The organism is Burkholderia sp. RF4-BP95 (genome assembly GCF_001521985.1).
Taxonomy (GTDB): domain Bacteria; phylum Pseudomonadota; class Gammaproteobacteria; order Burkholderiales; family Burkholderiaceae; genus Burkholderia; species Burkholderia diffusa.
This window is the reverse complement of the sequence record NZ_LOSX01000080.1, coordinates 197955-209593: the sequence shown is the minus strand read 5'-3', so window position 1 is coordinate 209593 and position 11639 is coordinate 197955. Positions and strand designations below refer to the sequence as shown.

Annotated in this window: 8 protein-coding genes and 4 tRNA genes; all 12 read left to right on the top strand. The window is 60.6% G+C overall.

The annotated features are described in order from the left end of the window. Window positions 1-1952: 1952 nt before the first annotated feature. The 12 genes from WS46_RS27820 to rpoB all read left to right on the top strand — a co-directional run bounded on the left by WS46_RS27820 (window position 1953) and on the right by rpoB (window position 11627). Window positions 1953-2038: transfer RNA gene (locus WS46_RS27820), tRNA-Tyr, on the top strand. A 43-nt stretch (window positions 2039-2081) separates the two neighbouring features. Beyond that, window positions 2082-2155 (top strand) — tRNA-Gly (locus WS46_RS27815). 25 nt (window positions 2156-2180) lie between these two features. After that, window positions 2181-2255: transfer RNA gene (locus WS46_RS27810), tRNA-Thr, on the top strand. Window positions 2256-2320: 65 nt separating this feature from the next. Next, window positions 2321-3511 (top strand): elongation factor Tu, encoded by a 1191-nt coding sequence (tuf, locus tag WS46_RS27805; protein ID WP_006482910.1) that lies wholly within the window; start codon window positions 2321-2323, stop codon window positions 3509-3511. Between the two features lie 59 nt (window positions 3512-3570). Continuing rightward, window positions 3571-3646, top strand: a tRNA-Trp gene (locus tag WS46_RS27800). Window positions 3647-3688: 42 nt separating this feature from the next. Then, entirely contained in the window at window positions 3689-4069 is a 381-nt protein-coding gene (gene secE, locus WS46_RS27795) for a preprotein translocase subunit SecE (RefSeq protein WP_059692392.1), read from the top strand. A gap of 1 nt (window position 4070) precedes the next feature. Further along, window positions 4071-4628, top strand: coding sequence for a transcription termination/antitermination protein NusG (nusG, locus tag WS46_RS27790; protein ID WP_006400672.1), 558 nt, complete (start codon window positions 4071-4073; stop codon window positions 4626-4628). A 140-nt stretch (window positions 4629-4768) separates the two neighbouring features. After that, a complete protein-coding gene (gene rplK / locus WS46_RS27785) occupies window positions 4769-5200 on the top strand; it encodes a 50S ribosomal protein L11 (RefSeq protein WP_006400671.1) in 432 nt (143 codons plus the stop codon). Further along, the gene (gene rplA, locus WS46_RS27780; protein WP_059535563.1) at window positions 5201-5899 is read left to right on the top strand and encodes a 50S ribosomal protein L1; all 699 of its coding nucleotides are present in this window, start codon (window positions 5201-5203) and stop codon (window positions 5897-5899) included. 308 nt (window positions 5900-6207) lie between these two features. Then, complete coding sequence (rplJ, locus tag WS46_RS27775) at window positions 6208-6705, top strand: 50S ribosomal protein L10 (RefSeq protein WP_038715103.1); 498 nt, start codon at window positions 6208-6210, stop codon at window positions 6703-6705. A gap of 63 nt (window positions 6706-6768) precedes the next feature. Further along, window positions 6769-7143: a 50S ribosomal protein L7/L12 gene (rplL, locus tag WS46_RS27770; RefSeq protein ID WP_021161757.1), complete on the top strand. Its 375-nt coding sequence runs from the start codon at window positions 6769-6771 to the stop codon at window positions 7141-7143. 377 nt (window positions 7144-7520) lie between these two features. Then, window positions 7521-11627 carry a DNA-directed RNA polymerase subunit beta gene (gene rpoB, locus WS46_RS27765; RefSeq protein WP_059535566.1) on the top strand — a complete coding sequence of 1369 codons (4107 nt, stop codon included), beginning with the start codon at window positions 7521-7523 and terminating at the stop codon, window positions 11625-11627. Window positions 11628-11639 lie beyond the last annotated feature (12 nt).

Here is an 11639-nt window from a genome sequence, read left to right as displayed (position 1 = left end):
GAACAGGACCGTGAAACGACTCTACGCCGATGATAGTGCGGATTCCCGTGTGAAAGTAGGTAATCGTCAGGCTCCCTAAGCCAAGAACCCCCGCCCGACAAGGCGGGGGTTTTTGCATTGGGGCGACGGAAACGCGAGTGCAGGCAATCGAACCTCTCCGTTTGCGGCCCAAGCGCGTCGCCGCAATCCACCGCTTTCCATCACCCGGGACCAATCACCCGCCGATTCGCTGTAATCTCCAGCCAGGGAGACGACTCTTGCCGGTTCGGCGACGCCTCCGGCAACGCATTTTTCCGGCCAATGTAGGTGATTATGTTCGAGGCGCGGGGGGGGGGGCCGGTGTATGGCTGGCGCGTTTCATGGCAAATCCGCGGCAGCTCGAGGCCGCGAGAGCATACCGTTAGCATCCGAATGACGACCGAAATTCCCACGGAGCCCTCCGCCGCCGCTCAGTGTCGGGAGGTGACGTCGGTTTGCCTGCTCGATCCCGTCAGACGTCCCCGTGTTGCTTCTGACGAGAGCGAGCTACCAGATTCGAAGGGCATAGGCTTCGTCAACGAGCGAACGAGCTGCGCCACCGAAAAAGCCACGATCTTAGCCATCAACGCGAAATGCATACCGCTCGCGTCGACGCTGGTCGGCACATGAGGTGCACGCGGCGCTCGGATCACCCAGCGCGGAATGCTCGCCCGGTACAAGTCGCGGATCCAATTTTTGCCCTGATCTCGGCACGGCGTGAGCATCGCCGGGGCGGCGAGCAGCCGACGTTGAGGTGCTCGTGTCGGACGTTAGCTTCTCTGGCGCGCGTAGTCCGCAGGAGGCGTCGCATAGGCATCTCGATCAAAGTCGACGCGGAAGAACCGCCGGTCGACGCCGGATACTTCGCCGCCACCTACAACGCGGCGATGCCAGCGAGCGCGGCCCCGGAGGCAGTCGCGGACGCATGATGTTGAAGATCCCTTCGACCCACCTGATTGCGGCTCGCGGCGACGATGACACCGCCCGGAGCGGTCCGGAAGCTCGACCTGCCCGGACGTCCTGGTGCCGCTGATACGCGACGATTTGCACCCACACCTCTGCCCATCATGTCGGCCACGCGTCACCGTCGCAGCGAACGCGCCGCGGTGCGGCAAGTATCGCGCCGGACCTTCGCGCAGCGGATCAACACATGAGTCGGACTATCGCAGCGAAGCCGCGCTATACGTCCGATATCCGATACGACACTCGGCCCGCTGACCACGGACTTCAACGTTGTTATGTGCCGTGCGAGCTGGCGCGCCTCGTTTGCGCGTCCTGCTTGCGGCATCGTGGTGCCGCCGGAGTGCGACATGGAGGCACCGAAGATCGCGCGAAGGCACGAGAGAAGTCCGGAATTTGAATGAGGCGGGGGAGAGTGGGGGCTCGATCGCATGAAAGCGGGACGGTATCGCGCCTCTATTCTGTCGCCAGAACGGAAAACGTGGGCCAATGGTGGTCCCTGTTCTGGCGGTTCGATTCCTGCATGTCGCAGCGGAGGATGCGAGCAGGCACTATATCCGGAACCCGATGTCCGATGTGTCGGAGCCTCTGCGGATAGCCCGGCTGACCCCGGCCGGACGATGTGCTGACGCGCCACCGTTAAACGGCTTCAGATTGGTCCTGGCGTTTGCAGGATGCCTTTGCAAATCCCGCCGGCATGGAAATTGCGGATTTTTTGCATCTACCCGCTTGGCATTATGCGCGGAAGGCCTTATGATAGCGGTCTTTCGTTTTTAGCGAAGATGCAAATCGATGCTGAAGACGGAGGTCTGACGAAGATGTGGGCGCCGATCGGCGATCCTCTCGTGTTTGCCTCAGTCGGGCGAGCATGGGTGTCGGGTGAGTCGCGCAAGTGGGCTGGAAGAGAATGAAAATAATCTTCCGGATGTGCTTGACAAGAGTGCGATGCACCCCCATAATCGTCAGTTCTCTACGGAGGGGTGCCCGAGTGGCTAAAGGGGGCAGACTGTAAATCTGTTGGCTTACGCCTACGTTGGTTCGAATCCAACCTCCTCCACCAGAACATCAGCGCAGAGAGCGGTAGGGAATCGTTAGTGGCCCGTGCGGGTGTAGCTCAATGGTAGAGCAGAAGCCTTCCAAGCTTACGACGAGGGTTCGATTCCCTTCACCCGCTCCAGTCCGTGTAGTTGAAGCGTAATAACGCCCATGTGGCTCAGTGGTAGAGCACTCCCTTGGTAAGGGAGAGGTCGGCAGTTCGATCCTGCCCATGGGCACCAGCAGTAAAAAGTCAGTGTCTGTTTGCGCGCGGCGCAACATGTGAAATTCCTTTCGGGAGTTGAAAATGGCCAAGGAAAAGTTTGAGCGGACCAAGCCGCACGTCAACGTTGGTACGATTGGTCACGTTGACCACGGCAAGACGACGCTGACGGCAGCGATCACGACGGTTCTGACGAAGAAGTTCGGCGGCGAAGCGAAGGCCTACGACCAGATCGACGCGGCACCGGAAGAAAAGGCGCGCGGCATCACGATCAACACGGCACACGTCGAGTACGAAACGGCAAACCGCCACTACGCACACGTCGACTGCCCGGGCCACGCTGACTATGTGAAGAACATGATCACGGGCGCAGCGCAGATGGACGGCGCGATCCTGGTTTGCTCGGCAGCAGACGGTCCGATGCCGCAAACGCGCGAGCACATCCTGCTGGCGCGTCAGGTTGGCGTTCCGTACATCATCGTGTTCCTGAACAAGTGCGACATGGTGGACGACGCTGAACTGCTCGAGCTGGTCGAGATGGAAGTTCGCGAACTGCTGTCGAAGTACGACTTCCCGGGCGACGACACGCCGATCGTGAAGGGTTCGGCGAAGCTGGCGCTGGAAGGCGACACGGGCGAGCTGGGCGAAGTGGCGATCATGAGCCTGGCAGACGCACTGGACACGTACATCCCGACGCCGGAGCGTGCGGTTGACGGCGCGTTCCTGATGCCGGTGGAAGACGTGTTCTCGATCTCGGGCCGCGGTACGGTGGTGACGGGTCGTGTCGAGCGCGGCATCGTGAAGGTCGGCGAGGAAATCGAAATCGTCGGTATCAAGCCGACGGTGAAGACGACCTGCACGGGCGTCGAAATGTTCCGCAAGCTGCTGGACCAAGGTCAGGCAGGCGACAACGTCGGTATCCTGCTGCGCGGCACGAAGCGTGAAGACGTGGAGCGTGGCCAGGTTCTGGCGAAGCCGGGTTCGATCACGCCGCACACGCACTTCACGGCTGAAGTGTACGTGCTGAGCAAGGACGAAGGCGGCCGTCACACGCCGTTCTTCAACAACTACCGTCCGCAGTTCTACTTCCGTACGACGGACGTGACGGGCTCGATCGAGCTGCCGAAGGACAAGGAAATGGTGATGCCGGGCGACAACGTGTCGATCACGGTGAAGCTGATCGCTCCGATCGCGATGGAAGAAGGTCTGCGCTTCGCAATCCGCGAAGGCGGCCGTACCGTCGGCGCCGGCGTCGTCGCCAAGATCATCGAGTAAGCCAGTTATTCGTTGATCGACAGTTTTGGGGCTGGCAGCAGCCGGCCCCAACATGGTTTAGGGGTATAGCTCAACTGGCAGAGCGTCGGTCTCCAAAACCGAAGGTTGGGGGTTCGATTCCCTCTGCCCCTGCCAAAAATCGCCACGTGTCCCACGTGGCATTTGTTTTAAGGTGTTATGGCGAATCCATCCGTCGAAACTGTAAATACCTCCGGCGATAAGCTGATGCTGGCCCTGGGTGTATTGTTGGTCTTGGCCGGATTCGTGGGCTTCTTCTGGCTGGCCAACCAGCAGTGGTATGTCCGCGGCGCCGCATTGGCGGTAGGTATCATCGCCGGCGTGGCCGTCAGTCTGATGTCCGTGCCTGGCAAGAGCCTCATCGCATTTGCCAAGGATTCGTACAAGGAAGTCCGCAAGGTCGTTTGGCCCACCCGCAAGGAAGCAACGCAAACCACGCTTGTCGTGTTCGGTTTCGTGCTCGTGATGGCGATTTTCCTCTGGTTGAGTGACAAATCGATCGAATGGGTGATTTTCTCGGCGATTCTGGGTTGGAAATGATATGAGCGATACTCCGGCATCCCCGAGCGGAAAGCGTTGGTACGTCGTGCACGCCTACTCCGGTATGGAGAAGAGCGTGCAGCGCGCGCTTCAGGAGCGCATTGAACGTGCTGGCATGCAGGATAAATTCGGTCAGATCCTGGTTCCGACCGAAGAAGTGGTCGAAGTCAAAGGCGGCCACAAGGCTGTAACCGAGCGTCGTTTCTTCCCCGGCTACGTGCTGGTGGAAATGGAGATGACGGACGAAACGTGGCACCTCGTGAAGAACACGGCGAAGGTCACGGGTTTCGTCGGCGGTGCGCGTAACCGCCCGACCCCGATTTCCCCGAAGGAAGTCGAAAAGATCATGTCGCAGATGCAGGAAGGCGTCGAGAAGCCGCGCCCGAAGACCCTGTTCGAAGTTGGCGAGATGGTGCGTGTCAAGGAAGGCCCGTTCACGGACTTCAACGGCACTGTCGAGGAAGTCAACTACGAAAAATCGCGCGTGCGTGTGTCGGTCACCATCTTTGGCCGCTCTACCCCGGTCGAACTCGAGTTCGGCCAGGTCGAAAAAGTTTGATCCCGATTCGGTGGGCAGCCTCGGCTGCCCACCTTCGCGCTTACGGCTCGCGTTATGGCCGTTGAGGAGCGTCAGTAGCCAACGGCGAACGCGCGTTATCACTCACCGAACGCCGTCCGGCGTTCCAACGAGGTTTACAAATGGCAAAGAAGATTGTCGGCTTTATCAAGCTGCAGATTCCTGCAGGTAAAGCCAACCCGTCGCCGCCGGTCGGTCCGGCACTGGGCCAGCGCGGCCTGAACATCATGGAGTTCTGCAAGGCGTTCAACGCGCAGACTCAGGGCATGGAGCCGGGTCTGCCGGTGCCGGTGGTCATCACGGCATACGCTGACAAGAGCTTCACGTTCGTGATGAAGACGCCGCCGGCGACCGTCCTGATCAAGAAGGCGGCGAAGGTGGACAAGGGCTCGAGCAAGCCGCACACCGACAAGGTCGGTTCGATCACGCGCGCTCAAGCCGAAGAAATCGCGAAGACCAAGATGCCGGACCTTACGGCAGCTGATCTGGACGCAGCCGTTCGCACCATCGCTGGTAGCGCACGCTCGATGGGCATCACTGTGGAGGGCGTGTAAATGGCTAAGATCTCCAAGCGCCGTCAGGCATTTGCCGCCAAGGTCGACCGTCAGAAGCTGTACGCGATCGAAGACGCACTGGCACTCGTGAAGGAATGCGCGAGCGCGAAGTTCAACGAATCGATCGACGTCGCAGTCCAGCTCGGTATCGACGCGAAGAAGTCGGACCAAGTCGTTCGTGGTTCGGTCGTTCTGCCGGCAGGTACGGGCAAGTCGGTTCGCGTTGCCGTGTTCGCACAAGGTGACAAGGCCGAGCAGGCTCGTGCGGCAGGCGCGGAAATCGTCGGTATGGAAGACCTGGCTGAGCAGATCAAGGCTGGCCAGATGGACTTCGACATCGTGATCGCTTCGCCGGACACGATGCGTATCGTCGGTACGCTCGGTCAGATCCTCGGCCCGCGCGGCCTGATGCCGAACCCGAAGGTCGGCACGGTCACGCCGGACGTCGCGACTGCAGTCAAGAACGCGAAGGCTGGTCAGGTGCAATTCCGTGTCGACAAGGCCGGTATCATCCACGCGACCATCGGCCGTGCATCGTTCGAATCGACCGCACTGCGTTCGAACCTGTCGGCACTGATCGAAGCGCTGCAGAAGGCCAAGCCGGCAACGAGCAAGGGCGTCTACCTGCGCAAGATCGCACTGTCGAGCACGATGGGTGTCGGCGTGCGTGTCGACCAGGCTACGCTGGCAGCACAGTAAGCAAGTATTCGGGCCGCTTCGTTCGCGAAGCGGCCTACATGGGCTTTGGGCGGTTGTTCGTGCAGCAGGGCGGGCAACCGGTTATCAAAGACCGTTGGTGGGGCGCAGCAGGCAGGCGATCCCTTAATTCAAGCCAACGCAGATGGCGAACCCGAAAAAGTTTTGCAGTGGTGAAGCCGCAGGTCGTGAAGCGATTCACGGCGTGAGGTGGAAATACTCCTAACGAGGTCGGACGCCGTTGTTGAACGAGGTACGTGAGGTTTCGGCCATGCCGGCCGCGCCGAACGTATCGTTTCTGGAGGCTAACCGTGCCGCTTAATAGAGAAGACAAGCAAGCCGTCGTCGCTGAGGTTGCCGCGCAAGTCGCGAAGGCCCAGACCGTTGTGCTGGCTGAGTATCGTGGAATTGCGGTTGGCGATCTGACCAAGCTGCGCGCGAAAGCGCGTGAGCAACAGGTTTACCTGCGCGTGTTGAAGAACACGCTGGCGCGTCGCGCTGTTGAAGGTACGCCTTTTGCTCCGCTGGCAGAGCAGATGACTGGCCCCCTGATCTACGGCATCTCGGAAGATGCAATTGCTGCTGCTAAGGTCGTCAACGACTTCAGCAAGAGCAATGACAAGTTGGTCATCAAGGCTGGTTCGTTCGATGGCAAGGTGATGGACAAGGCTGGCGTGCAAGCGCTGGCAAGCATCCCGAGCCGTGAAGAACTGCTCTCGAAGCTGCTGTTCGTTATGCAATCGCCTGTTTCGGGCTTCGCGCGTGCTCTTGCCGCGCTGGCCGAGAAGAAGCAAGCGGAAGCTGCGTAATCGAGCGTGCATCAGCGTCACTGATCGCTGGCTGTATCCGAATTCAATTTAGGAGTATTTCAAATGGCAATCGCAAAAGAAGACATCCTGGCAGCAGTCGAAGGGATGACCGTTCTGGAACTGAACGAACTGGTCAAGGCATTCGAAGAGAAGTTTGGCGTGTCGGCAGCTGCAGTGGCAGTCGCTGGCCCGGCAGGCGGCGGCGCTGCTGCTGCTGCAGAAGAGAAGACCGAATTCACGGTCGTCCTGGCTGAAGCAGGCAGCAACAAGGTTGCAGTCATCAAGGCAGTTCGCGAACTGACGGGCCTGGGCCTGAAGGAAGCGAAGGACGTCGTTGACGGCGCACCGAAGGCTGTCAAGGAAGGCGTCGACAAGGCTGCTGCTGAAGAAGCCAAGAAGAAGCTGGAAGAAGCAGGCGCAAAGGTCGAAGTCAAGTAAGTTTCGACGCGCTGTGCGAAGGCTGGCGGTATTTTCACCGCCGGCCTTTTTGTGCTTTGTGGGGACGTTATTCTGGCACTCATTAGGGAGCCCGAATAATCGGCCCCAGAAGCCAAAGAAAACCGCCGAATCGTAGGCAACGGTCGCGATCGGCGTTTCTCTTTGTCTTCTGAAGCGACTGCAGAAGGCAAGTTTGGTCGGGTAGCGGGCAACACAGGCATCCGCTGCCGTCAGCCAGCGGTTGGTAGCGGCCAACCACCAAGCTTCTCGGCTCGTTCAAGCCATCGGGCGGCCATCGGGTCTCAGTCGGTGAACACTCGGGTTCGAAACGTCCAGGTATCCCGCCTCGACAGCACCCGCCGTGATTCGGAGATCGTATGCAATATTCCTTCACCGAGAAGAAGCGCATTCGCAAGAGTTTCGCGAAGCGCCCCATCGTTCACCAAGTTCCGTTCTTGCTGGCCACCCAGCTTGAATCATTCAGCACGTTTCTGCAAGCTGATGTGCCTGGCACGCAACGCAAGCCTGAAGGTTTGCAAGCCGCATTCACATCGGTATTTCCCATTGTTTCGCACAACGGCTTCGCGCGCCTCGAGTTCGTGAGCTATGCGTTGTCCGCGCCGGCATTCAACATCAAGGAATGCCAGCAGCGTGGCCTGACGTACTGCTCCGCGCTGCGCGCGAAGGTCCGCCTCGTCATCCTCGATAAGGAATCGCCGAACAAGCCGGTCGTCAAGGAAGTGAAGGAGCAGGAAGTGTACATGGGCGAAATTCCGCTCATGACGCCGACGGGCTCGTTCGTCATCAACGGCACCGAGCGTGTCATCGTCTCGCAGCTGCACCGTTCGCCGGGCGTGTTCTTCGAACACGACAAGGGCAAGACGCACAGCTCGGGCAAGCTGCTGTTCTCGGCACGGATCATTCCGTACCGCGGCTCGTGGCTCGACTTCGAATTCGATCCGAAGGACATCCTGTACTTCCGCGTCGACCGTCGCCGCAAGATGCCGGTCACGATCCTGCTGAAGGCGATCGGCCTCACGCCGGAACAGATCCTCGCGAACTTCTTCGTGTTCGACAACTTCACGCTGATGGACGAAGGCGCGCAACTCGAGTTCGTGCCCGAGCGCCTGCGTGGTGAAGTCGCGCGCTTCGACATCACGGATCGCGACGGCAAGGTCATCGTCCAGAAGGACAAGCGGATCAACGCGAAGCACATTCGCGACCTCGAAGCCGCGAAGACCAAGTACATCTCGGTGCCGGAAGACTATCTGCTCGGCCGCGTGCTGGCGAAGAACGTCGTCGACGGCGATACCGGCGAAGTGATCGCGACCGCGAACGACGAAGTCACGGAAAGCGTGCTCGAGAAGCTGCGCGAAGCGGGCATCAAGGATATCCAGACGCTCTACACGAACGATCTGGACCAGGGTCCGTACATCTCGTCGACGCTGCGTGTCGACGAAACGACCGACAAGACGGCCGCGCGTATCGCGATCTACCGCATGATGCGTCCGGGCGAGCCGCCGACCGAAGAAGCGGTCGAGGCGCTGTTCAACCGTCTGTTCTACAGCGAAGAAGCGTACGACCTGTCGAAGGTCGGCCGTATGAAGTTCAACCGCCGCGTCAGCCGTGACGAGATCACCGGCCCGATGACGCTGCAGGACGACGACATCCTCGCGACGATCAAGATCCTCGTCGAATTGCGCAACGGCAAGGGCGAAGTGGACGATATCGACCACCTCGGCAACCGTCGCGTGCGTTGCGTCGGCGAACTGGCGGAAAACCAGTTCCGCGCGGGTCTCGTGCGTGTCGAGCGCGCGGTCAAGGAGCGCCTCGGCCAGGCCGAAAGCGAAAACCTGATGCCGCACGACCTGATCAACTCGAAGCCGATTTCGTCGGCGATCCGCGAGTTCTTCGGTTCGTCGCAGCTGTCGCAGTTCATGGACCAGACCAACCCGCTGTCGGAAATCACGCACAAGCGCCGTGTTTCCGCACTGGGCCCGGGCGGTCTGACGCGCGAACGCGCAGGCTTCGAAGTTCGTGACGTGCACCCGACCCACTATGGCCGCGTGTGCCCGATCGAAACGCCGGAAGGTCCGAACATCGGTCTGATCAACTCGCTCGCACTGTACGCGCACCTGAACGAGTACGGCTTCCTCGAGACGCCGTACCGCAAGGTCGTGGACAGCAAGGTGACCGACCAGATCGACTACCTGTCGGCGATCGAGGAAGGCCGCTACATGATCGCGCAGGCGAACGCCGCGATCGACGAGAACGGCACGCTGGTCGACGAACTCGTGTCGTCGCGTGAAGCCGGCGAAACGATGATGGTCACGCCGGACCGCATCCAGTACATGGACGTCGCGCCGTCGCAGATCGTGTCGGTTGCCGCTTCGCTGATCCCGTTCCTCGAGCACGACGACGCGAACCGTGCACTGATGGGTTCGAACATGCAGCGTCAGGCCGTGCCGTGTCTGCGTCCGGAAAAGCCGGTCGTCGGTACGGGCATCGAGCGCACCTGCGCGGTCGACTCGGGCACGACGGTTCAGGCGTTCCGCGGCGGCGTCGTCGACTATGTCGACGCAGGCCGTATCGTGATTCGCGTGAACGACGACGAAGCGGTCGCAGGTGAAGTCGGCGTCGACATCTACAACCTGATCAAGTACACGCGTTCGAACCAGAACACGAACATCAACCAGCGTCCGATCGTGAAGATGGGCGACAAGGTCTCGCGCGGCGACGTGCTGGCCGACGGCGCCTCGACGGACCTGGGCGAGCTCGCGCTCGGCCAGAACATGCTGATCGCGTTCATGCCGTGGAACGGCTACAACTTCGAGGACTCGATCCTGATCTCGGAGAAGGTCGTGGCCGACGATCGCTATACGTCGATCCACATCGAAGAGCTGAACGTCGTTGCACGCGACACGAAGCTCGGGCCGGAAGAAATCACGCGCGACATCTCGAACCTGGCGGAAGTCCAGCTCGGCCGTCTCGACGAATCGGGCATCGTGTACATCGGTGCGGAAGTCGAAGCGGGCGACGTGCTGGTCGGCAAGGTCACGCCGAAGGGCGAGACCCAGCTGACGCCGGAAGAGAAGCTGCTGCGCGCGATCTTCGGCGAGAAGGCTTCGGACGTGAAGGACACGTCGCTGCGCGTGCCGTCGGGCATGAGCGGCACCGTGATCGACGTCCAGGTGTTCACGCGTGAAGGCATCCAGCGCGACAAGCGTGCGCAACAGATCATCGACGACGAACTGAAGCGCTACCGTCTCGACCTGAACGACCAGCTGCGCATCGTGGAAGGCGACGCGTTCCAGCGTCTCGCACGGATGCTGGTGGGCAAGGTCGCGAACGGCGGTCCGAAGAAGCTCGCGAAGGGCACGAAGATCGACCAGGCTTACCTGGAAGATCTCGACCACTACCACTGGTTCGACATCCGCCTCGCGGACGACGAAGCAGCGGCATCGCTCGAAGCGATCAAGAACTCGATCGAAGAAAAGCGTCACCAGTTCGATCTCGCGTTCGAAGAGAAGCGCAAGAAGCTCACGCAAGGCGACGAACTGCCGCCGGGCGTGCTGAAGATGGTCAAGGTGTACCTCGCGGTGAAGCGCCGCCTGCAGCCTGGCGACAAGATGGCAGGCCGCCACGGTAACAAGGGTGTCGTGTCGAAGATCGTCCCGATCGAAGACATGCCGTACATGGCCGATGGCCGTCCGGCAGACGTCGTGCTGAACCCGCTCGGCGTGCCGTCGCGGATGAACGTGGGTCAGGTTCTGGAAGTGCACCTTGGCTGGGCCGCGAAGGGCCTCGGCTGGCGTATCGGCGAAATGCTGCAGCGTCAGGCGAAGATCGAGGAACTGCGCGTGTTCCTGACGAAGATCTACAACGAGTCGGGCCGCCAGGAAGACCTGGAAAGCTTCACCGACGACGAGATCCTCGAACTCGCGAAGAACCTGCGCGAAGGCGTGCCGTTCGCAACGCCGGTGTTCGACGGTGCGACCGAGGAAGAAATGGGCAAGATGCTCGACCTCGCGTTCCCGGACGACATCGCGGAGCAGCTCGGCATGAACCCGTCGAAGAACCAGGTCCGCCTGTACGACGGCCGCACGGGCGAGATGTTCGAACGTCGCGTGACGCTGGGTTACATGCACTACCTGAAGCTGCACCACTTGGTCGACGACAAGATGCATGCGCGTTCGACCGGCCCGTACTCGCTCGTCACGCAGCAGCCGCTGGGTGGTAAGGCGCAGTTCGGTGGCCAGCGTTTCGGTGAAATGGAAGTGTGGGCACTCGAAGCGTACGGCGCGTCCTACGTGCTGCAGGAAATGCTGACGGTGAAGTCGGACGACGTGACCGGCCGGACGAAGGTTTACGAGAACCTCGTGAAGGGCGATCACGTGATCGATGCAGGCATGCCGGAATCCTTCAACGTGCTCGTGAAGGAAATCCGCTCGCTCGGTATCGACATCGATCTCGACCGCAATTAATCGGACTACGGA